This is a genomic window from Opitutales bacterium (assembly GCA_013215165.1).
Taxonomy (GTDB): Bacteria; Verrucomicrobiota; Verrucomicrobiia; order Opitutales; family JABSRG01; genus JABSRG01.
The window spans coordinates 1-21,998 of sequence record JABSRG010000029.1 but is presented as its reverse complement, the minus strand read 5'-3'; the positions used below and the strand labels follow the sequence as shown (position 1 = coordinate 21,998).

At 52.2% G+C, this 21,998-nt stretch carries 17 protein-coding genes; 11 read left to right on the top strand and 6 right to left on the bottom strand.

Features of this window, described 5'->3' with window-relative positions; all coding sequences use genetic code 11:
• Nucleotides 1-78 precede the first annotated feature (78 nt).
• Nucleotides 79-2,556, bottom strand: coding sequence for a DNA topoisomerase III (topB, locus tag HRU10_07760; GenBank protein ID NRA27128.1), 2,478 nt, complete (start codon nt 2,554-2,556; stop codon nt 79-81).
• A 25-nt stretch (nt 2,557-2,581) separates the two neighbouring features.
• Entirely contained in the window at nt 2,582-3,670 is a 1,089-nt protein-coding gene (locus HRU10_07755) for an alanine--glyoxylate aminotransferase family protein (protein ID NRA27127.1), read from the bottom strand.
• Nucleotides 3,671-3,833: 163 nt separating this feature from the next.
• On the opposite strand from HRU10_07755, the gene HRU10_07750 reads away from it, so the two are divergent.
• From HRU10_07750 to lspA, 10 genes are all read left to right on the top strand, one after another.
• Nucleotides 3,834-5,327 carry a trypsin-like peptidase domain-containing protein gene (locus HRU10_07750; GenBank protein NRA27126.1) on the top strand — a complete coding sequence of 498 codons (1,494 nt, stop codon included), beginning with the start codon at nt 3,834-3,836 and terminating at the stop codon, nt 5,325-5,327.
• Nucleotides 5,328-5,413: 86 nt separating this feature from the next.
• Nucleotides 5,414-6,325 (top strand): zinc ABC transporter substrate-binding protein, encoded by a 912-nt coding sequence (locus HRU10_07745; protein ID NRA27125.1) that lies wholly within the window; start codon nt 5,414-5,416, stop codon nt 6,323-6,325.
• A gap of 17 nt (nt 6,326-6,342) precedes the next feature.
• Nucleotides 6,343-7,104 (top strand): metal ABC transporter ATP-binding protein, encoded by a 762-nt coding sequence (locus tag HRU10_07740; GenBank protein NRA27124.1) that lies wholly within the window; start codon nt 6,343-6,345, stop codon nt 7,102-7,104.
• Nucleotides 7,104-8,585 (top strand): metal ABC transporter permease, encoded by a 1,482-nt coding sequence (locus HRU10_07735; GenBank protein NRA27123.1) that lies wholly within the window; start codon nt 7,104-7,106, stop codon nt 8,583-8,585. The genes HRU10_07740 and HRU10_07735 overlap by 1 nt, the downstream gene beginning before the upstream one ends.
• Complete coding sequence (locus HRU10_07730; GenBank protein NRA27122.1) at nt 8,586-9,578, top strand: metal ABC transporter permease; 993 nt, start codon at nt 8,586-8,588, stop codon at nt 9,576-9,578.
• A gap of 91 nt (nt 9,579-9,669) precedes the next feature.
• A complete protein-coding gene (locus HRU10_07725) occupies nt 9,670-10,677 on the top strand; it encodes an MCE family protein (protein NRA27121.1) in 1,008 nt (335 codons plus the stop codon).
• Nucleotides 10,674-11,201 (top strand): membrane integrity-associated transporter subunit PqiC, encoded by a 528-nt coding sequence (locus tag HRU10_07720; protein ID NRA27120.1) that lies wholly within the window; start codon nt 10,674-10,676, stop codon nt 11,199-11,201. The genes HRU10_07725 and HRU10_07720 overlap by 4 nt, the downstream gene beginning before the upstream one ends.
• Before the next feature lie 88 nt (nt 11,202-11,289).
• Nucleotides 11,290-14,130: an isoleucine--tRNA ligase gene (gene ileS / locus HRU10_07715; protein NRA27119.1), complete on the top strand. Its 2,841-nt coding sequence runs from the start codon at nt 11,290-11,292 to the stop codon at nt 14,128-14,130.
• Between the two features lie 56 nt (nt 14,131-14,186).
• Nucleotides 14,187-15,077: a TraR/DksA C4-type zinc finger protein gene (locus HRU10_07710; GenBank protein NRA27118.1), complete on the top strand. Its 891-nt coding sequence runs from the start codon at nt 14,187-14,189 to the stop codon at nt 15,075-15,077.
• Nucleotides 15,037-15,606 (top strand): signal peptidase II, encoded by a 570-nt coding sequence (gene lspA, locus HRU10_07705; protein NRA27117.1) that lies wholly within the window; start codon nt 15,037-15,039, stop codon nt 15,604-15,606. Before HRU10_07710 ends, lspA begins: the two co-directional genes overlap by 41 nt.
• A gap of 228 nt (nt 15,607-15,834) precedes the next feature.
• On the opposite strand, the gene HRU10_07700 is transcribed toward lspA, so the two are convergent.
• The 3 genes from HRU10_07700 to HRU10_07690 all read right to left on the bottom strand — a co-directional run bounded on the left by HRU10_07700 (nt 15,835) and on the right by HRU10_07690 (nt 19,822).
• Nucleotides 15,835-17,832 (bottom strand): VWA domain-containing protein, encoded by a 1,998-nt coding sequence (locus HRU10_07700; GenBank protein NRA27116.1) that lies wholly within the window; start codon nt 17,830-17,832, stop codon nt 15,835-15,837.
• A gap of 19 nt (nt 17,833-17,851) precedes the next feature.
• Entirely contained in the window at nt 17,852-18,406 is a 555-nt protein-coding gene (locus tag HRU10_07695) for a sigma-70 family RNA polymerase sigma factor (GenBank protein NRA27115.1), read from the bottom strand.
• A gap of 480 nt (nt 18,407-18,886) precedes the next feature.
• A complete protein-coding gene (locus HRU10_07690; GenBank protein ID NRA27114.1) occupies nt 18,887-19,822 on the bottom strand; it encodes an SMP-30/gluconolactonase/LRE family protein in 936 nt (311 codons plus the stop codon).
• A gap of 117 nt (nt 19,823-19,939) precedes the next feature.
• Here HRU10_07690 and HRU10_07685 point away from each other — a divergent pair, with 117 nt between their 5' ends.
• Nucleotides 19,940-20,851 carry a 5'-methylthioadenosine/S-adenosylhomocysteine nucleosidase gene (locus tag HRU10_07685; protein ID NRA27113.1) on the top strand — a complete coding sequence of 304 codons (912 nt, stop codon included), beginning with the start codon at nt 19,940-19,942 and terminating at the stop codon, nt 20,849-20,851.
• Between the two features lie 29 nt (nt 20,852-20,880).
• On the opposite strand, the gene HRU10_07680 is transcribed toward HRU10_07685, so the two are convergent.
• On the bottom strand, nt 20,881-21,810 hold the full coding sequence (locus HRU10_07680; protein ID NRA27112.1) for a hypothetical protein: 930 nt from the start codon (nt 21,808-21,810) through the stop codon (nt 20,881-20,883).
• Between the last annotated feature and the right edge of the window lie 188 nt (nt 21,811-21,998).

Here is a 21,998-nt window from a genome sequence, read left to right as displayed (position 1 = left end):
GCTGCGGGTGTAGTCGCCTGCGCGGCTACAGAGCGCCACGGCCCCATGATTTTTCAGTTCAGGCGACTGGCTGACCGATCAGCTGCGTTTCTTTTTCGCGGCTTTTTTCTTGCGCGGGGGACGGGGTGGAAAATCGAAACCGATTTTGTTATCGTCCTTTAGTAAGAGATGGGCGTCGAAGAGGCGTTTGGTGCGGTTGGAACGGAAACCTTTGATGAGGTCGGTCTTTTTCTCGCTCAAAAGTTTGCTTATTTGATCTTCCGGGAGCGTGAGGCCAAGCATGGTACGGTTGATCCGCAGGGCGTTGTTTTTGCCACCTTTCTCGTAATTTTCAGAAATATAGGCGTTGGGGGCTGCGTGGACTTTACCGCCGGTTACTGGGTCGGTGCCGACGACCGGGTATTGACTCAGGTCGCCGATGTCACCCTCTTCTCCTTCGTCGCCTCCGCCAAAATCGAGGGCGACTTTATTGTCCTCAAATTTGAGCATAGCTGAATAGGGTTTGCCCATCTTACTCCGGAAGTTGTCGAGTGGCCCTACTTTACCATTTTGGAGGAGTTCTTGGATCTCATTTGGCTGCATCTTGCGATTACCGATGGTTTTGAAGATGCTCACTTCGCCATCTTGAGACTTCCATGCGCGGAGTGCTTCGCGCATGGGCTGGCCGTCGGTCGGAGAAACAATGTTCGACAGCGGGAGCTCGTCGTCTACTTCGTCGAAATTTTTGGTCCGTTCTACGATCTCTTTGGTCAGTTCGACGATAGCCTTCATAAAATCGTCGCGCGAGAGTGTTCCTTCCTCGACCTGGTGTAGCTTATACTCCCATTCGCCGGTTAACGTGGGACTGGTGAGGACATCGGCACGGACTGCTTGCAAGAACGCCATGACGTCATCTGCTTTGGCGGTAGGAGCGAGGTCTCGACCGAGGCGCTCGATATATTTTTCGTAGGCGAGGTGATCGATGATGGAGGCGCGCGTTGCTGGAGTGCCAAGGCCTTTGCCTTTCATGGCATCGGCGAGATCTTCGTCTTCTACGAGTTTACCTGCGCCTTCCATTGCCGCGAGTAGGGTGGCCTCAGTATAGCGCGGTGGAGGCCGGGTAGCATCGTCTTCAAGTTCTGCCTCTAGTATTTTGGCCTGGGCTGGATTGCCGTCAGCGTCGGTAAGAGCAGGGAGTGTGTCGTCATCGGTTTGTTTGCCGTATACTTCTAAATAACCGGGAACGACGAGGACTTTGCCTTCAATCTTAAAAGTATGGTCTGGGTCGACGACGGAGAGGCGGGTGGTGACATCGAATTCCGCCATCGGGTAGAAGGCTGCGATGAAGCGCCGAGCGATCATGTCGAACACTTTGATCTCATCATCACTCAGTTTCTTGGGGTTGGCATCGGTGGGGATGATTGCGAAGTGATCCGAAACCCCAGCATTGTTGAAAATACGCTTGTTCTTTGGGTTGATCCAGTTTTTTGCGATTACTTTCTCGGCAAAGGCATTTAGGGGCGCTGCGAGGTTGCGCAGTGCTTGGTAGCAGTTGTTCGCGTAATCCTCGGGTAGTGATTTGCTATCAGTCCGCGGATACGTGATCATCTTATGTCGCTCGTAGAGGGCTTGAGCTACGCGAAGTGTTTTTCCGGCGGGGAAGCCATAGCGACTATTTGCTTCGCGCTGCAAGGTTGTAAGATCGTAGAGGCGTGGGGCGGATTGGCGGGTGCGTTTCTTGGTGTCTGTAACCGTGGCGAGTGGCGCGTTTTGTATCAGATCTAGAAGGCGCTCGGCTTCTGGTTTCTCCCAAAATCTGTCCGGTCGATCATGCTCGGTAGCCTTTTTTTTGTCGTAGTTGGAGCGCTGGAGAAGTCCGGTGTATTGGCCTTCGGCGATCGAAAAAGTGCCGTGAATGCGCCAGAAGGGTGTGGGTTTGAAGGCTTTGATAGCTTGTTCGCGCTCCCATACCATCGCGAGGGTAGGTGTTTGCACGCGTCCGACAGTTGCGACGTTGCGTGCACGCCCATACATACGCTTGGTGATGGCGCGCGTGCCATTGATGCCGATGAGCCAATCTGATTCTGAACGTGAATGCGCGGCATCAGAGAGCGGATCCATCATGGCTTCGGTGCGCAGTTTGCCCCAAGCTTCGCGTATGCCTTCTGGGGTCATTGACACCATCCACATGCGCTGTGTCGGCTTCTTGGTCTTACTCAGTTCGACGATGTAGCGGAAAATGAGCTCCCCTTCACGGCCGGCATCACAGGCGTTGATGATCTCTGTGATGTCCTTCCGCTTGATTAGTTTCTGAAGTAGCTTGAATTGATCGGCGTTCTTTTCATCCGGTTTCAAATCAAACTTGTCAGGGATGATCGGCAGTTCGCTGAGTCGCCAGAATCCATAGCGTTTTTTATCGATGTCTTCGGGCATGCATAGGCCGACGACATGGCCCACAGCGGACGCGATCACCAACTCATCATTCTCAAAGTAGTCTCCCTTTTTGGGCACTTTGCCCAGCACGCGGGCGAGGTCGGTGGCGACGGAGGGTTTTTCCGCGATGACAAGTTTCTTCATTTTTGGGGGATAGAACGCTGAGCTTTTATTTGAGGCCGATGCCTTCGTTAATTAAAGTGTCAAGCTGACTCAATAGGGTGGCCATGGAGTCTTCAGTTTCATCTCCCATGTTGGAGATGCGGAACGTTTTGCCTTTGATTTTCCCGTAACCGCCGTCGATGACGCAATTGTAGCGGTCTTTGAGAGTGGCGATGAATACGGGTAGGTTGAGTTCGCGGTTATTCTTCACGCAGGTGAGTGTCTTGGATGCAACTTCGTAAGGCGTAGCAAAAAATTCGAAGTCATGTTTTCGCACCCATTCGTGCACCATTGCGTTGAGGTGCGCGTGGCGTGCATACCGAGCTTCGAGGCCTTCTGCTTCAATGTCTTCGAGCTTAGACTTTAAGGCGAACATGAGGGGAATGACCGGTGTGCTTGGGGTCATGCCTTTTGCATGGTTTTTCTTAAACTCGATAAAATCAAAATAATAGCCGCGACCCGGTGTCGCTTCCGCTCGGTCCATTGCGCGATCAGAAACTGAGAACAGGGCCATGCCAGGAGGGAGAGCTAGGGCCTTTTGTGTGCCGAGCAGCATGACATCAATGCCCAATGCATCTTTGTCGATTTTAACGGCAGAGAAGGAGCTGACGGTATCAACGACCGAGATGACATCCGGAAACTCGCGGATGACGTCCATGATTGCCTCAATCGGACTCATGACGCCAGTAGAGGTTTCGTTATGGACAAGGGTAATGACGTCGTATTCGCCTGTGCTGAGACGGGCACGAATGGCTTCAGGATTTACCGGTGTTCCCCATTCAAATTCGAGTGCGTCGGCTTCTAACCCCATGCGTTTGGATACATCATACCATTTGTCAGAGAAGGCTCCGCTCATGCAGTTGAGCACTTTCTTTTGGCACAGGTTACGGAGTGCGCCTTCCATAATTCCCCAGGCGCTACTTGTGCTGATGAATACAGGGTCCCTCGTGTAAAACAGTTTCTGAAGGCTCGGTTGTATCGATTGATATAGCCCCACGAAATCTGTGCTGCGATGACCGAAGACGGGCGTAGTCATCGCTGCGTAAGTTTTGTCGGATACCTCGATAGGGCCTGGAATGTAGAGTTTGTAACTCATTTTATGGAATCTGGGTCGGTAAAGGCTCAGTAGGGCGCTCGTTTAAAACGTTGGCCGGTTTTGGCCGTCAAGGTTGAAACGAACAAAGCCCGATTCACGGTGTTTCCTTTCTTTAATCGGTGCGATAGTTGCATTCGATGAATTTTATCCGTTGATGTCTGATATGCGAAACTGGAAGGTATTTTGTGCGCTGTTTTCTTTTCTGAGCGGCTCTCTTTGGGGTGAGCTTCTTTTAGAGGAGGATAATCAACCGCTTGATCGGGAACAGTCTATGCCGATTTTGAGCTATGCGCCTACCCTCGAGCGCATCACGCCTGCGGTCGTGGGAATAACGACTACCGAGATCGTTGCTGTGCGTGCGGACGCTGACGGTCAATCCCAGGTCGAAGAGTTTCTTCGTCGCTTCTACGGACTGCCGGATGATGACTCTGAACAAAACGCTGAGCCTGATGAAGCGCCTGAAGAACGTCGCCGCCCGGGGGGCGCTGGGTCGGGAGTCATTTTATCGCGCGATGGTTATATCATCACCAATAACCATGTGGTGACCAATGACTCCGGCGAGCCGGTCGACGAGGTAGAAGTACTCTTGACGGATGGGCGCACTTTCATCGCTGAGATCGTTGGTGCTGACAGCCGAACTGATATAGCGGTCCTGAAAATCGAGGCAGACGCCTTGCCTTATGCGACGATCAATCGCTCTGATGATCTACGGGTGGGTGATGTGGTATTCGCCATCGGAAACCCTTTGAATGTCGGTCTTACTGTGACTCACGGTATCATTTCTGCGACGGGGCGCAGTGATCTACGCATTCTCGGTTTTGGTGGATACGAGGATTTTATTCAGACGGACGCCTCGATCAATATGGGTAACTCTGGCGGAGCGCTCGTTGACGCTCATGGCCGTCTCATCGGGATCAATACGGCTATTCTTTCGGGATCCGGTGGAAACATAGGGATCGGTTTTGCCATTCCGATTTCGCTGGGACTGCGTATAGCGGAAAATTTGATTGATGATGGGGAGGTGAGCCGTGGATTTCTTGGTGTGCAGCCTGACGACTTGGATCCGGTTTTGGCGGAATCGTTTGGTCTGGATAGTGCGCAAGGAGCGGTCATCACGCGGGTGACCGAGGATTCTCCTGCTCTCGAAGCTGGCCTTGAGCGCGGCGATATCATCCTCGAGGTAGGCGGCCAGATTGTTGAAAACGCTGCAGACCTGAGATTGAAAATTTCGTTCTATCCGCCTGGCACTCCTGTTATTTTTAAAGTCTTCCGAGAAGACGAGACCTTCGATGTAGAAGTCAATCTAGCTAACCTCGATGAGGCGCTGGCTCGGATGCGACAGGGCGGTGGATTTGTCGCCCCGGCTGAGGAGCCCGAGGTCGAATTGCTCGAGGGGGTGAGCTTTAAGGCAGTCGATGCTGAGGCATTGACTGAACTGGGAGTCGTTGGATTTGTCGGCGGGCTTGAGGTCCTCGAGGTCGATCCTATTGGCGATTACGGGGGTAAGCTCTCACCTGGGAATATTGTGCTAGAGTGGAATGGTGAGACGATCACTTCTCTAGAAACTGCTGAGGCCCAGATCATCGATGGCGTGAATCGCCTCTACGTCTGGGATGGCCAGTCTTACCGTTTCGTGGGTGTGCGTGTTGAGGATTAGTCTCTGAATCTGGACAAAATTGATGCTTCATTCTTTGGGAATTGCTTTTTAAACATTTTGATTATTCAAAATATTCTTTAAGAAAAATGAAAATTACTACGCTAATTGTATGTCTCACAGTAGCTGTGGTCTCGCTTCAGGGTAAGATTAAGATAACAGCGACAACGACTCATGTGGCAGATCTCGTCACCCAGATAGGAGGGGACCGTGTGGTGGTAGATGCCCTAATGGCACCCGGTGTAGATCCACATCTCTACAAGCCAAGCGCTCCAGATGTGCGCAAGTTGAGTGGTGCAGACGCCATCGTGTATCACGGCTTGAACCTCGAGGGTTTTTTGGGGGATCTGTTTGAGCGTATGGGTCGCCGAGGAATCGAGGTCGTCGCGGTGACCGAGGCGATCCCGGAAGAACGCTTGCTGCCGTCTTCAGAATACGAGGGTCAGTTTGATCCCCATGTCTGGTTTGACGCGGAACTGTGGAGTCTTGCGGTGGACCGTGTTGTAGCTCTGTTGAGCGAATTGGATCCAAGTGCTAGGGAGGCATTCACCGAACGAGGCCAAGCTCTAAAGACCGAGATGCATCTTCTTGATGTTTGGGCTGCGCATGAACTCGGCTCGCTTCCGGATAATCAGCGTATTCTGGTTACCAGTCACGATGCGTTTAGCTATCTGGGACGACGCTATGGTCTGGAGGTTATCGGAATTCAGGGAATTTCTACAGCTGCTGAGGCGGGCTTGGCAGATATCTCGGGTATGGTGCAGCTCATCAAAGAGCGAAACGTTCCAGCCATCTTTATAGAATCGAGTGTGTCGCCTGCTGCAATCGAACGCGTCAGCGTGGATAGTGGAGTCTATGTAGGAGGCGAGTTGTTATCGGATTCTCTGGGAACTCCGGGTGTTTTGGTAGAAGCCGATGAAGAAGAATATGACATCGGTACCTGGCAAGGGATGCTGGTCTACAATGTGGAAACTTTTGTCCTGGGCGTGACGATTAACTGATGGTAGCGGCAGAAACAATGCCTCTGGAAGTCCACGACCTTACCGTGGCCTATCACAAAAAGCCGGTGCTGTATGGGGTAGATCTCGAAATTCCTGCGGGTCAACTGGTGGGTATTCTCGGTCCTAACGGCGCCGGTAAGTCGACGTTGATAAAAACGATCATGGGAATGATCCCAGCGAGCAGCGGCTGGGTGAAAATCTTTGGCCAGCCCTACAAGAAGGCAGTGCGTCGTGTCGGATACGTTCCTCAACGCGAGTCGGTGGATTGGGACTTTCCGGTTACTGTTAAAGATGTGGTGTTGATGGGGCGCTACGGGCGTCTTAAGTTTTTCCAGCGCCCGAGTGACGAGGACCATCGTGTGGCAGAGCTCTGTCTCGAAAAAGTGAATATGTTGCCCTTTCGTGATCGTCAGATTTCAAACCTCTCTGGTGGTCAACAACAGCGTGTGTTTCTAGCGCGCGCGCTGGCGCAAGAGAGTGATCTGTATTTTATGGATGAGCCGTTTACTGGCGTGGATGCGACGACTGAAGCGGCGATTATGACGATTCTTCGAGAGCTGAAGGATGCTGGAAAAACGATTTTGGTCGTCCACCATGACCTTGCTACCGCGCGCGAGTATTTTGATATGCTCGTTCTGCTGAATATGCGCATGGTGGCGTATGGGCAGACTCAGGATGTGTATCAATATGAGATATTGCAGAAAACTTACGGAGGGCGTTTATCGATCCTATCCGGGGTGGCTGCTCAAGATGCGCTTGACGCGAAGAGGGAGTCTTGATGCGTCGCTTGCTCCTCGGGCTAGTTTTTTTAGTCGTGCTCGTCCCCTTAGATGCTGCGCGTATCGGTGAACTCGTCGAAACTTCGCTCGCTGAACAGGCTCTGCGTTTTTGGACTCTGCAAGACCCCTCGGTCCGCATTGTTCTCTTGGGAACCGTGTGCATGGGCATATGCTGTGGCCTGATGGGTGCGTTTATTGTCGTGCGCAAAATGGCGCTTTTGGGCGATACGTTGTCCCATGCCGTTTTGCCGGGAATTGCGGCTGGGTTTCTCTGGAATCAGACTAAGGACCTCACGGCGATGTTCACGGGGGCCATAATCGCTGGATTTCTCGGGATCCTGATGGTCAATGCGATCCGTAAAACGACCCATCTTAAAGAAGATGCGGCCCTCGGTATGGTGTTGTCTGGATTTTACGCCGTGGGGATTTGCATGCTGACGATGATCCAGCGTTTGCCCACTGCGGAAAAAACGGGGCTCAATGACTTTCTCTTTGGTCAAGCTGCGGCACTGGGCGAAGTCGATGTCGCTACTATCGTGGTCGTGACTGTGTTGTCCCTAGTCTTCGTGTTTTTATCCTATAAGGAGTTGTTGGTATCGAGTTTCGACTCGGGATTTGCTGGGTCGATTGGCTTACCGATCCGCTGGGTGGAGTATGCGCTTTATGTGTTACTGACTTTCGGAATCGTGGTATCGCTCAAAGCTGCGGGTGTGTTGCTCGTGTCTGCCCTATTAATCATTCCCCCCGCCTGCGCCTACTTGTTGACCGATAATTTTGTCCGGATGTTGGTGATATCTTGTGCGGTGGGTGTCGTCAGTGCGGTGCTGGGTGGTTTTTTCAGTTTTTTGAAAAATGACCTGCCGACGGGGCCTTTTATGGTGGTCGTTGCTGCTGTAATCTTCATCTGCTCCTTCCTGCTTTCCCCTAAATATGGGTGGTTGCCACGCGTAGCCCGTCGCAGGCGGCGGAGTGGGCGCATTCGTGATGAAAACCTCCTCCGCTCTATTTATCAGGTGCGTGAGAAAACCGAATTCCACTCTCCCGATGTAACGCTGGGGGAGCTATCCAAACATCGAAATGAGGATCTGATTGATGTCGCACGACGGGCGCGTGCGCTTATCTCGGCGCGGCTGGCATTTTATAATCCTGCCCAGACTGCGCAGCAGGGGGCCTTGTTAGCAGACAGGCGTTTGGTGCTCACTGCCGAAGGAGCGCTGCGTGCTTGCCAAATCGTCCGGAACCACCGGCTCTGGGAGCTCTACCTTACCCACGCTGCCGACTATCAGTCTGACCACGTGCATGATGATGCGGACCGTATAGAGCACATCTTAGGAGAGGATACGGTCCGTGCGCTTGAGCGCCGGCTGAACCATCCGCGCCGCGATCCTCACGGTAAGCTGATACCGAGCATGTCCGATATGGACAGCCTCTATCGATCCCAGGAAGTCATGCAGGGCTCCACTTATCGGGGAGACTTTTAGATGGAGAGCCTGATACCTGAGTTTTCCTGGCACGGTGTTTTTGTCGATCCGTGGGTCGATGGGTTCGGCGAGTATGTTTGGATCTGGCTGATGGGTTGGTTGATGTCTGCCACCTGTGGGGTGGTAGGGAGTTTTTTGATTTTGCGTCGTATGGCTTTGGTCGGCGATGCCATCAGTCACTCGGTCCTGCCCGGCTTGGTCGTGGCGTTTTTGATCACCGGATCTTTGGAGGGGCCCGTGATGCTGATCGGTGCTGCAGTCGCGGGGATGCTGACGACTGTCCTGATCGAACTGATCCATCAAAACTCTCGCGTGAAAGCGGACGCGGCTTTGGGAATCGTGTTTGCGAGCCTGTTCGCTCTGGGCGTAATTTTGATCACAGTATTTGCGGGTAATGTGCACTTGGACGTCAATCACGTCCTCTACGGGGCGCTGGAGTTTGTGCCTTTCGAAGATGCTTGGGAAGTAGCGGGCGTATTCGTTCCATACCCTGTTTTACAAATGGGCTGGGTCGCTTTGGGAGTGCTGGGGATGACGGTGCTCTTTTATAAGGAGTTGTTGGTGACTTCGTTCGATGCGACTCTGGGCCAGTCGCTCGGCATGCCGGTGCGCAGTATTCATTTCACACTCATGGCTGTTTTGGCGGTCGTCGTCGTCAGTGCTTTCTCGGCGGTGGGTGCGATCCTTGTTATTGCCATGCTGATCTTTCCAGGCAGTACGATGATGTTGTTGTCGGACCGCCTACCGCGTGTGCTTTTCGGTGCAACACTGCTGGGTGGTATCTATGCGATAGGTGGGCTACATTTGGCTCTTTTCCTGGGCTGTAGTATTGCTGGTGCGATGGTGGTAGTCGCTTTGTTTGTCTTTATTCTGGCTTGGGTATTGAGTCCGCATAGAGGCCTCTTGGGACGTTGGAGAAAGCGACGTGGTGAGGTCGGTTCTGCTGTCCATATGGAGCAGTTCGATGATTTGAACGCATCTAAGGACCCTTGACGGGGATAGGCATTTGGAAGGTGAAAGCTGACTGAGATCTTCGAATTTAAAGGGTTGTCAGTCTGCCAGCGACGCTTTGTTTTCTGTACGTATGAGTAAGCGCGCTAACCCAGTCACCATTGGATTGTTTGTCGTGGGTGCGTTTCTGATTTTGGCCGGTGGCTTGGTGTTTTTCGGCCTGGCAAAGATGCTTCAGGAAAATCCTCGTTTTGTGCTCTTTTTTGAGGAGTCGGTGAACGGACTGGAGAAGGGAGCTTGGGTAAAGTTTAAGGGGGTGCCTGTGGGGCGCGTCGACGAGATTCGAATCCGCGTGCCCGATCAGTTGGAGACTTCGGACGCAATCCCGGTAATTATTGAGTTAGACAATCAGCACATCAGCAGTGACCTGGGCTCGCCGGTTGATGTAAGCAATGAGGAGATTATCGCGCAGCAGGTGCGGCAAGGCCTACGTGCCCGTCTCAATACTGAGAGCCTGATTACAGGCCTCTTTTTTGTTGAGCTTGATTATACGAATCCTGACGAACCGTTCACCTACCATCAAAATATGCAGAGGATCCCCGAGATCCCCACAATTCCCTCTCAATTACAAGAAATCGCAAGAAGCGCTACCGAGGCCATTGCGCGGATTGGCGATATTGATTTCGATACGCTAGGGAGTAATCTCAATCGTCTCGTTTTCATCGCTGGGCAGCGCATAGAAGAGGTAAATATTGCACAACTTTCGAAGCAAGTAGACACAGCGCTTGAGCGCTTTAATCAGGTGCTTGAGCCGCAACGAATGGAAAAACTGATTGTGCAAATCCAAGGCACGCTAGCTTCTTTCCAATCTTTCGCCGAAAGTGCTGATAAGAGGCTCCCGGATATCTTGGAAAATCTGAACGCCAGCTTAATGAGTTTTAACGCGACCTTGGACGCTGCTCAGCGGATGATCGAGACTGTAAACGAAACTGCTGACCCGAATTCATCCCTTGTGCGTGGCTTGGAAGCTACCCTCCAAGACGTCCGCAATGCCGCGCAAAGCCTCGAGGACTTGTCAGCTTATCTCGAACGCAATCCCAATGCTTTTATTTCGGGTCGAAGTACTCCAGATCTGCCATGATACGCACCGTTATTTTTGCTCTGATCACTCTCATGATTGTCGGATGTTCCACATTCCAGGCTCAACCGGACCGCGTGGGATATTATCGACTGGAAGCTCGTTTGCTGACTCCGGGCGTGACACTTTTTCCTGAGTCGATTGTCGCAGTCACAGTTCCAGACACGGTCGATCACAAGAAGCTCGCGCTGCCCGAAGGGCCCACAGTGGTGATCTCTGATTTTGATCGCTGGGTTGAGCCCTTTGGCAAAGGCGTGGAACGGGTGCTTGACCTAAACGTCCGGGCATTGCTTGGGAGCAACGCGGAGGAATCTGTAGCCTGTAGTGTGAACATTTTAGAGGCTCGTTTGGAGAATGGTGCACTTGAAGTTTGGTTGGACTACCATTGGATCGAAGAAACGGGTGTGGTAAAAGGCGCGTTCTCGTCCACGACTTTCGTATCTGATACGGGACCCGTTGCCACGGCAGAAGCCTGGAGCAAAGTGCTCGAATTGGTTGCTCAGGAACTCGTTAATGCGCGCCGATAATTTTGAGTCGCCTTAGCCCTCGCTTGACTCGGTTGAGTGAGCACGCATTTTTACGCGCTTCGCCGCACGGCCGCAGCGTAAATCCGTTATGATTCAGGACCTGAAAGATACCCTCAATTTGCCCAAAACATCGTTTCCGATGCGGGGCAACCTCGTTGAGCGCGAACCCAAACGCATCGAGCATTGGGAGAAAACTCAGGTGTATGAGTGCATTATAGAGCGCGATCAGGCGCGAGCGGGTGAGCTATTTATCATGCATGATGGGCCGCCATTCACCAATGGAGATGTGCATATCGGCACGGCGTTGAACAAAACGCTGAAGGATAGCATTCTGCGCTATAAGCGACTCAAAGGTTTTGTTTGCCCGAACGTTCCCGGCTGGGACTCTCATGGCCTCCCGATTGAGCACAAAGTCATGACCGAGCTTCGGCAAAAGGGTGATGACAAGCTAGAGCCGGCCGAAGTCCGCAAGGCATGTGCAGACTTTGCTAGTAAATTTCTGGACGTCATGCGTGACCAATTTCGCCGTCTGGGCGTATGGGCAGACTGGAAGCAGCAATATTGGACCATCGAGCCTGACTACGAGGCTGAAGAGCTCATCGCATTCGCACATGTCGTTGAGCAAGACCTAATATACCGCAGCAAGAAACCGGTGTATTGGTCCATTCCCTGCAAAACGGCTTTGGCCGAGGCTGAGATCGAATATAAGGAGAAGACGAGCCCCTCGATCTATGTGCGTTTTGCTGTCAATAACCCGGACAAGATCGGTGAGACTAGCGGACTTTACACTGTAATCTGGACTACGACTCCATGGACCCTGCCAGCTAACCTCGCTGTCGCTGCCGGTCCAAATATCGAGTATGTCATCGTTACTGCCGATGGAGATCGTTACCTCGTGGCTAAAAGCCTTGCTGAAAGCCTGATCGAAGCGGCGAAGCTCGAAAATGCTACGATCGGCGAAAGGGTTTTGAAGGGCTCGGAGTTGGAAGGTCTCATCTGCCAACACCCTTTTATCGACCGTGAGAGCCCTCTCGTGCTTGCGGATTATGTCACAACCGACAGTGGCACTGGATTGGTGCATACTGCTCCAGGGCATGGTTTGGATGACTATCTAACCGGCCTTAAACATGGTTTTGAAGTCTATTGTCCACTTGATGATAACGCGTGCTACGTCGACGACGGAAAGGTCCCGACAGAGCTCGTGGGACTCAGCACGCTCGAGGTCAAAGGCCGTGCCCCTGCTAATAAGGGAGTGCTGCAGATCATAGAGAATAATGGTAGCCTGCTTTCGCTCAGCCCCTACAAGCATCAGTATCCACACTGCTGGCGCTCGAAGACACCGGTTATTTTTCGAGCTATGGACCAATGGTTTATCGCACTCGATAAAGACGGCATGCGTCAAAAGGCATTGGGTGCGTTAGAAAGGGTCGATTTTATTCCCGATTGGGGGATCAAGCGTATCGGCGCGGCGGTCGAGACGCGGCCAGACTGGTGCATCTCTCGACAGCGCTCATGGGGTGTGCCGATTCCCGCCTTCTACGATGCCGATGGGGAAGCCTATATCGATGCCAAGGTCGTGCGCGCTGTGGCTGAGAAGGTGCGTAAAGAGGGCTCACAAATCTGGTTTGAACAGAGCGCTGAAGACATACTTTTAGGTGTCGATCTTCCCGAAGACTGGCCGGCTGCATCTGAGTTAAAACCGGGCCGTGACACACTCGACGTCTGGATAGATTCCGCGTGTTCGCAACATGGCGTGCTTGCGAAGCATCCGGACTTGCGTCGCCCTGCGGATTTATACCTAGAAGGCAGCGATCAACACCGAGGCTGGTTTCAGTCTTCGCTATGGTTTGGCATTTTTACCCATGGAGATGCCCCGTTTAAGCAACTCGTTACGCATGGTTACATCGTCAACGAAGATGGCTCTAAGATCTCAAAATCTGACGGCACTAAAACCAAACCCCAGACTTCGGATGCTTACATTAAGAAGTTTGGGGCAGATGTGGTGCGCCTGTGGATCTGCTCGCAGGACTTCCGTGGGGATATCCCCGTCTCAGACAAGCTTATTAAAAATGTCGGCAATACGTATCGCACACTGCGTAACACTTTCCGCTTCTTGATCGGGAATCTCTATGATTTCGATTGGGGTAAAGATGCGGTTGCGCCTGATGCGCTGACTCCACTGGATGCCTGGGCCTTACACCACACCGGTTTATTGGTAAAGGATGTTGAGGTGGCCTATGAGCGCTACGAATTCCACAGAGCTTACCAGCTGATTGCAAACTTTGTGAGTATTACGTTGTCAGCGACGTATCATGATATCCTCAAAGACCGGCTCTATACTTGGTCTCCTGCGTCACCCGAGCGACGCTCATCGCAGACAGCATTGCATCAGATCTTTGAAACCTTGGTGACGGTGCTCTCGCCGATGTTACCCTTTACGACCGACGAAGCCTGGTCCTATTTCAAAGAGGATCAAGACTTCGTAGAAGACGCAATCGCTTTGCGACACTGGCCGGCACTCGGAGACTATTTTGAACACCCCGAGCCGTATAAACGGCTGAATGAGGTGCTTGGATTCAAGCAGGAGCAGGTCAATGACGTCCTTGAAGGATTGCGGCAGGATAAAAAAATTGGCCAATCCCTTGACGCTCGCGTGAAAATCCGCATCTCAGATGGCCACCCGATGGCTGCTGTGCTCTCCGCAATATCTTCTGAGTTTCTTGCTGAACTCTTTATCGTCTCTTCTGTCGAAGTCGAAACTACGCCTGAAGCGGGTTCTTTGGAGGTGACGGCACAGGCCGCCGAGGTGACGGGCTGGGTGCGCTGTCCAAGGAGTTGGAAATGGGTTCCCGAGCTTGTCGAAACTGACGTATGGGGAGCCGTTTCCAGCCAAAGTGCCCAGGCACTTGCCGATATTCAGAACGCCTGATCACAGGAAACCCCCTAAACTCAAACTCAGCTCAACCGACATAAATTTGCACTCAAATGGCCCCTAAAAAGACGACTCGAAAGACAGTGGCGAAAAAAACAGCAGCTAAGAAGAAAACCGCTGCGAAAAAATCTACCGCCAAGGCAAAACAAGCCCAGGCTTCGGATAAGCTACCCGTTAAGCACACGCGCAAAAGCAAGGACACACCTGCGGTTTTCAAGGTGAAGCCCAAGAAGCAGACTGCCATTGTATTTACCCCTGAGGACGCACTCAAAATCCTGAAAGAGCGCAAGGTGGAGGATGTCGTCGTAGAGGCTCCCGCTAAAAAGAAGGCACGCAAGCGCGCTGCGAAGAAAAAAGTCGTGACGCCAACCCCCATCCCAGAGGTTCAAGAGAAGCGTTCGTTTCAAGCGGCGTCGATGGCCGATATCTTGGGCATCGCTGCTGCACCGAAACAAGCGATGGAGAAGGCCGTCCCTGCAGAGCGCAAGGTGCCTGCCAAGTTTAAGAAATACCACACCCTGCTTATCCGCATGCGTGACGAGCTGCGGGAAGGTATATCCTACCACACTGAAGAGACACTACACCGTTCTTCACGCGACGATTCGGGTGATCTTTCTGGCTATGGACAGCACCAAGCTGACGCGGGAACGGAGACGTTTGACCGCGACCTCGCCCTGAGCCTTGTCTCCTCAGAACAGGAGGCATTGAACGAAATCGAAGACGCTATTGAACGGATTTTCGATGAGACTTACGGCGTCTGCGAGATCACAGGAGAAGAGATCAGCAAGGAGCGCCTCGAGGCAGTGCCATTTACCCGCTATTCCTTAGAGGGGCAGGCCCAGCACGAGCGTATGCGCCGTCACACGGTAGATCGCGGTAATGTCTTTACCGACGAAGACGAGGATGCGCCTATCCTTGCCTCCTCCGATGACGGAGACGAGTAGCGCACCGCGCTCGATCCAGGATAGAGCGCGTTCCTACGCCTTGGTGTTTGGGCTCGCTTGGTTTTGGCTGCTTTTCGACCAGCTCAGCAAGGCATGGGTGCGTCGGGCTATACCCTTTGAGAGTTATATCGGGCCGGAGTCTATCGATCTTTTACCCGGCCGGTTTCACTTTGTTCATGTTGGCAATTATGGGGCGGCATGGGGGATGTTTGAAGGATTTGGCGGGTTCTTTGTGGTATTGGCAGTATTGGCTGTTGGAGCAATCGTAGTATTTCGCAGGCAGCTTGAGATGCACCGCCCCTTTATTCAGCTGGTGTTCGGCCTCATCGTGGGCGGGATTATCGGAAATGTGATCGACCGTGTGTGGCAAGGGTATGTGACGGACTTTATTTTGGTGATCATCCCCGTTGTCGAATACCACTGGCCGGTCTTTAACATTGCCGACGCGGGCATTGTGGTCGGGGTTAGCTCATACCTGGTCGATAGCTTTCGGCCGGTTCACAAGGCGCAGGTAGGGGAAAATAATTAGGCCAGTCTTCAACTTTAATTCAGATGATGCAGCACGCTCTAAAATAGCCGCGGAAGACGCGGAAAAGCGTGGAATTTGAAAACACGACGCGACTGTTCAATCCAGGTGCGCAAAGGTTTTGCAGGAAGGGTCGTCTCGCTGAGACGACCCTTTGTTTGGCTATAATTGGACGCATGCTCACAGCTCCATAGCAGCCTCAGTTGCCGCGATTCTATTGCATAATTCGGGTTAAAGCTGCTGGACTGTCCGAATCAATTGTAGGAACTCAGTACGATCCCCGTATGGATCTCGACCTTGGGCGCTTTGCGCGAGTGATTCGATATCAGCCCAAGCGACTTGTTGGCTGGCAGCGTTGCCGCGTAGTTTTTCTCCAAACATGGCCACAGCAGTAGCCCAACGGAAGTCCTCGTCAGACTCGGCGATGGATGCCAGCTCCCCGCTGGGTCTTAGCGCTGTCGACAAAAGTCGAGATGTGTCTCCATCCGGTTGTTTGTAGCGGAGCTTCACCGTGAGCCACTCTTGTAAGGAGTCTGTCTGCGACTCAGTGAGTACCGTATATTTGAGTGGGTCGATATCGAACGCCGCTTTGACGCGATCCGTGAGTTCGACGCCATGGGGGACGACTTCATAGAGCGCTGTCACACTGTTGCCTGCACCGATGTCACCGGCATCTTTCTTATCATTATTAAAGTCTTCATCAGCCAGGCGCCGGTTTTCATAGCCGATAAGCCGATAGGCTTGGACTTGTGTTGGGTTGAATTCTACTTGGATTTTGACGTCCTTTGCGATGGTGAAGAGAGAACCGGTGAGGTCTTGAAGGAAGACGCGGCGGGCCTCTTTTTCGCTGTCGATATAGGCATACGTGCCATTGCCGGAATTGCTGAGCAACTCGAGCATGTCGTCTTTGTAATTACCCATACCGAATCCCAACACGGAGAGGAATACACCACCCTGAGCTTTCTCTTCGATGACTGTCTTTAGACTACCGCGATCGGAGATGCCGACATTGAAATCGCCATCGGTGCATAGAATTACCCGGTTGTTGCCGCCTTTAATAAAATGCTGTTGAGCGATTTCATAGGCGAGCTCGATACCTGCGTTTCCATTAGTTGAGCCTCCGGGCTGCAGCTGTTGGATAGCATGCATGATCGTCTCGTGGTTATCCGCTGTAGTGGAGGGCAGGGCTATGCCTGAATTTCCAGCATAAACGACGACAGCGATTCTGTCTTGCCCTGACATCCGCCGGACAAGGATGTCTAAGGTCTTCTTTACTAAGGGGAGCTTGTTGGGCTGATTCATCGAGCCAGAGACATCCATGAGGAAAACCAGGTTTGATGCCGGGCGCGCTTCCCAAGGGATATCATGACCCTGCAGACCAATGCGCACGAGGGCATGCTCGGGAGCCCATGGTGCGGAAGCGGCCTGCACGGTCGTGCTGAAGGGATGTTCTGCGTCTGCTTTAGGCACGGGATAGGCATAGTCGAAGCGGTTGATCAATTCTTCCACGCGTACCGCGTCGGCTGGAGGGCGCTGACTGGTTTGAATAAAGCGACGAACATTTGCGTAGCTTGCCGTGTCGACATCCACCGAAAAAGTGGATCGCGGAGCCTCGAGAACGGACTGGAAGCCCGTGTCTTCAATGGGATCGTAGGATTCTGTGCTGGAAGGCTCAAAATCCACTAAAATTTCTTGAGCGGCAGTGAAAAACGCTGCGGAGCTAGTTGCTGAACCGCGTGGTCGACTCGCTTGCATCGAGCGTCCAAAAGTCACAGGTAATGGAGCGGCCTCAAATTCAAAGCTCTGAGCTATTTCGGGGCTGTGTATTTTCTGAGGAATTGAATCCGATAACTCGATCACACTGTAGAGGTCAGTGTCGGTTTCCGTGGGTTGCTTTAAGACAAAAGCTGAAATCAACCCAAGCCCCAACACCAGCGCGACCGATGCAGCTGCTGCCAGCATGGGTCTTGATGGAAAAGGAATGGCTGGCTTTGCTTCTTTGCCGTCGAGCTCAGGAAGGGCTTCTATCTTTGGCAGGGCTTCTTGTGCCAGGGCTCTCGTGAGCGTCTGTTCGGCAAGGCATGTTTCCTCAACGATTTGTTTAAGTTCAGGCTTCTCGTCGAGTGCGCCCTCGATGAAGGTTCGCTCGGCAGGATCATCGATCTCGCCGAGGGCGTAGGTAGTGAGGCGGGGATCGTCTGGGGTGAGGGGTGGAAAGGATGCTTTCATCGGATGAATGGGGAAAGGGTTAGCGGTATTGTGCCATGTGTTGGCGGAGGGTTTTCATGGCGCTGTGGAGGAGCACGCCGATGTAAGAGACGCTGTGCTGGGTGATCTCAGAGATTTCTTTGTAACTCAGCTCGTTTTGGAATTTGAGTCGCACCACTTCGCGTTGGGCTGCGGGTAGATTTTCGATGCTGCGTATCACCTGGCTATGTAGATCGCTCCGCTCGGAAGTTTCTTGTGGAGTCGGTATGTCAGCCGGAGTCGTTTCGAGGGTGGCTTCTTCTATGGGCACGGAACGACGCTCCCTTCTTTGGAGGTCGATGAGTCTATTTCTACAGACGCGAAATAACCAAGGCTTCGGAGGATCTGGGCGTTCTTTACGGGGTAGGGCAGCCAGTTTTCGAAATGTGTCCTGAACGGCATCGCGTGCGAGTTCCCGGGAACTGGACACGCTGTCGGCATAGCGCTCGAGGTGGGGTGCCAATTGGCGGGCAGTGGCCTGGAGCCACGTATCGGATGGGGTGGTAGAGTCATCATGAGGCATGGTGTTCTTTTTGATTGGGTGACGAGCGCTCATGATATCTACGTTGGGCGTAGACGGTTTCTTAGTGATTTTCTCTAACCCAGACAAGTACCCCCTCAGCCTGGTCCCCGAGAAATAAATAAAATTAAATAAAGGGACGGGATAAAAAATACAGACACGTCAAAGTTTCCCGAAGCCTGTCGATTTCATTCAATAGACCTCGCACGTCAGGGGCCTTTAACGGAGCAACAGAAATACAGAATAAAAAAACATTGGCATGAATTCCCGGCATTTAGCGGACAAATACAAATCACGCATCTGAGGCTCGCTCAGCTCGACACCAATCGGTCAAACGAGAGGCTATCTAGGCAGAAATACCTCATTCTTAGTAACGCCAAGCCCCAGCTTGGCAATTTAGGTCTAAAATAAGCCTGGGCGGGGCTCACTCTTTGGAAGGCTCTAATCTAGGCCTCTGAGGTCAAGAAGCCCTCGGGAGCGCCCCCCCCATGGATTTTTACAATGGACCGATCAGTTTTATAGGCCCCAGCGAGCGAGGTCGGCTAGATTTCTTCCAGGGATGTCATTTTGATAGCTGGCGATGAATCCTTTTTTTCCGGGACACACAAGAAAGAGGGTTTTGCCGTCTGGGCCGCCGAAGCAGATGTTATGGACTGCTCGGAAATCGACCTTGATGTTTTTGATGTGGTTACCTTCGGGGTCGAATACATGGACTGCCGCCGTTCCCCCTTTTGCTGCCGCTCGCGATACGTAGATGTTTCCTTCGACATCACAGCGGAGTCCGTCTGTGTAACGGTAGCCTTCTTTGGGTAGCTGGAGTTTGATGCCGGTGCTCTTGAGGGTGCCGTCTTCCTCGATGGAGTAGATGCCGCTTGAGATGATCAGGCGTGTGCCGTCTGGACTTACTTCGATACCGTTAGCGTTTTTGTCGAGGACTTTGGTTGCGTCGGAGCCATCTAAATTCATGCGATACACCCCTTCGCGGACGCAGCTTACGTAAAGATGTTTGCCGTCAGGCGTGATTGCTACGTCGTTGGCGCTTTGGTTCCATTTGGGATTATCGATACCGATATGCCAGAGGACATCGACCGCCTTTGTTTCGATGTTGATGCGAACGAGGTTTCCTCCGAGTTGGTCTGCCATGTAGAGATTTCCGTCTGGTCCGATGCGCAGCCCGTTGCCACGAATGCCTTCAGGGAGAGTCAGGAAAAGTTGTGCTTCGCTCTCGCCGGCGGGGATGACTCCAATAGTGCCATTTTTCTTAATTTCGAGCCCCTCGGTGTTCATATTACAGAAGTAGAAGTTTCCGGCTGTGTCCGAAACGGCCCCTTCGAGCTTTCCCGTTCCAAGGACCTGGGAAAGTTGGGTGGCTTGAACCTCTATGACTGCATGGGCAGGGATAGAAAGTAGAGAACTCGTGATTAGGGCCAGGGTGGTGATCAGATTCTTCATGCTGTGGGTTAGTATGTCTCCATTGCTCAACACCCTCAAATGCGACAGGTTTCAAGCCATACTGTTGATTCTCTAGCTTTCCTTTGTTCGATGAAGTGTCTTTTATCAAACGTAACCATGCATTCTTTCTCAAAAATCCTCTTAATCGTCTTTACTCTTATAACGACTCTGATTCTCGTGCAGGCCGAATCTCGGATTGCCATCATGGCTGCCTTTCCTGGCGAAATGGAGAGCATTCGTAAGGTCTTTGAAACTGAAGTCATCGATGAGGTGCGTGTTATCAATGGCACTGAGTTTGGTCTAGGAAAAGTGCATGGAATGCCGGCGGTATTTTTCATCACTCAGGTGAGTATGACGAATGCTGCGATGCATACTCAGCTGCTCCTCTCTAATTTCGATATCGAGGCGATTTTCTTCGCTGGCATCGCGGGAGGGATTAATCCCGACCTAAAAAAGGGTGACGTGACCATTCCTTTGGATTGGGTGCACCACATGCAGGGGTCTATGTATAATCCGTCTAGTGAGGAAGCAGGAGAGTATATCGTGCCGGGCTGGCGTGCCGCTCCCGACCAACCGAATTTCGGCAGCTTTTTTCCGGGCCGCGTATCGATGGTGAAAAAGGACACCGAAGGCCTTGAGCGTAAATACAAAATTCCTGTTGCTCAGACCCTGATCGACTTGAGTGTAAGTGCTCTAGAGGGGAGTGAGCTCATCAATGCCACGGGTGCTCCGGCGACGCTTCGGATCGGTGGAGTCGGTGTGGCAGGCCCAGTGTTCATGGATAACCGGGAATACCGTGAGTATCTTTGGGAAACGTGGGAGGCTGACGTGCTCGACATGGAATCCTCCGCTATTGCTCATGTCGCCTATTCCAACGGTGTTCCGTGCTTAATTGTTCGCTCAATCAGCGACTTGGCTGGCGGCCAGGAGGGTCAAAACGAGATATTTGAATTTGCTGAGCTAGCTCAGGACAACGCGGCCCGAGTCTTGGATGCGATACTCAAATCGTATGCTGCCAGCCGAGACTAGCGGTCTCATTTAAACCGTATTCTATCGACTTATTTCTTACCTCCTTTGGCGAGTGTGTTAAATGCAGTCGATATCTCTGAAAGGTCCCCGGTCATGTTGTTCAATGATCGCGCTCCGTCGCTTGTTTTTTGAGAGAGCTTGCTATGCTCCTGGGTCATCGCTTCCAGTTGGTTGAGGCCATTGGAGATTTGACTGATCCCTAGGGTCTGCTCTTGGCACGCCAGTGTTATTTGCGCGATTTCCAAATCCACGGTGTGCACGGCGCCCACGATTGCTTCAAATTTTTCACCAACTTGTTCAGTGATATCTGAGCCTTCGGCACTCCGTGTGATGGCTTCCTTGACCAGACCCGCTGTGTTTTGGGCGGCTTCGGCTGAACGTTGTGCAAGGCTACGTACCTCCTCGGCGACAACGGCAAAACCAGCACCCGCCTCACCTGCGCTTGCGGCTTCAATTGCTGCGTTCAGGGCCAGTATGTTGGTCTGAAATGCTAATTCATCTATGGACCCTACGATTTTAGATATGTCCTCGCTGGAGTCTAAAATGGCAGACATAGCTTTTGACAGTTCCTCCATAGATTGTGTGCCTTTGTCGGCTGAGTCCCGTGCACTCTCGGCGATCTTCTTCGTGTTTTGCGCTCGGTCGGCATTGGATTCTGTAAGACTTGCCATTTCAGTAAGGGCGCTGGAACTGTCCTCAATATGTCCCGCAGATTGTGCCGCACCATTGGTGATGGCTAGGCTTGCAGATTTAAAATAGTCCGCCGCTTTTTTGATGTCGTCCGTTAGGCTATCCAGATGAACGCAGCGGTTTAATAGGGGTTTCAGGATCGAAAAACGAACGAGAAATAGTGCCAGCCCCACGGAGAAAAATAGTGAAACACCAAAAATGATGAGTCCGAGTTTCCAGAAATTCTCCGCGCGTTGATTAATGCCTTCGAGAGAATTTTTTGTCTCCATTACATTCTCTTCTCTTATGCCCAGGAGTTCATTGGATATAGATTCTCCGAGTGCATTCAAGGATCTTGAGGCCTCACCCACTTTCGGAGAGCCGAATCCTTCATCGAGGATCAGCTCGAACTTCCTGGCACAAGAGTCAAAGGACGCAAAATTTCACTCGATTTCCAGGGTGCAGACGTCACCTCAGA

Bases quoted from the DNA above. Each gene is read 5' to 3' on its own strand.
- topB (NRA27128.1), bottom strand. From the start codon at position 2,556: ATGAAGAAACTTGTCATCGCGGAAAAACCCTCCGTCGCCACCGACCTC.
- HRU10_07755 (NRA27127.1), bottom strand. From the start codon at position 3,670: ATGAGTTACAAACTCTACATTCCAGGCCCTATCGAGGTATCCGACAAA.
- HRU10_07750 (NRA27126.1), top strand. From the start codon at position 3,834: ATGCGAAACTGGAAGGTATTTTGTGCGCTGTTTTCTTTTCTGAGCGGC.
- HRU10_07745 (NRA27125.1), top strand. From the start codon at position 5,414: ATGAAAATTACTACGCTAATTGTATGTCTCACAGTAGCTGTGGTCTCG.
- HRU10_07740 (NRA27124.1), top strand. From the start codon at position 6,343: ATGCCTCTGGAAGTCCACGACCTTACCGTGGCCTATCACAAAAAGCCG.
- HRU10_07735 (NRA27123.1), top strand. From the start codon at position 7,104: ATGCGTCGCTTGCTCCTCGGGCTAGTTTTTTTAGTCGTGCTCGTCCCC.
- HRU10_07730 (NRA27122.1), top strand. From the start codon at position 8,586: ATGGAGAGCCTGATACCTGAGTTTTCCTGGCACGGTGTTTTTGTCGAT.
- HRU10_07725 (NRA27121.1), top strand. From the start codon at position 9,670: ATGAGTAAGCGCGCTAACCCAGTCACCATTGGATTGTTTGTCGTGGGT.
- HRU10_07720 (NRA27120.1), top strand. From the start codon at position 10,674: ATGATACGCACCGTTATTTTTGCTCTGATCACTCTCATGATTGTCGGA.
- ileS (NRA27119.1), top strand. From the start codon at position 11,290: ATGATTCAGGACCTGAAAGATACCCTCAATTTGCCCAAAACATCGTTT.
- HRU10_07710 (NRA27118.1), top strand. From the start codon at position 14,187: ATGGCCCCTAAAAAGACGACTCGAAAGACAGTGGCGAAAAAAACAGCA.
- lspA (NRA27117.1), top strand. From the start codon at position 15,037: ATGCGCCTATCCTTGCCTCCTCCGATGACGGAGACGAGTAGCGCACCG.
- HRU10_07700 (NRA27116.1), bottom strand. From the start codon at position 17,832: ATGAAAGCATCCTTTCCACCCCTCACCCCAGACGATCCCCGCCTCACT.
- HRU10_07695 (NRA27115.1), bottom strand. From the start codon at position 18,406: ATGAGCGCTCGTCACCCAATCAAAAAGAACACCATGCCTCATGATGAC.
- HRU10_07690 (NRA27114.1), bottom strand. From the start codon at position 19,822: ATGAAGAATCTGATCACCACCCTGGCCCTAATCACGAGTTCTCTACTT.
- HRU10_07685 (NRA27113.1), top strand. From the start codon at position 19,940: ATGCATTCTTTCTCAAAAATCCTCTTAATCGTCTTTACTCTTATAACG.
- HRU10_07680 (NRA27112.1), bottom strand. From the start codon at position 21,810: ATGGAGACAAAAAATTCTCTCGAAGGCATTAATCAACGCGCGGAGAAT.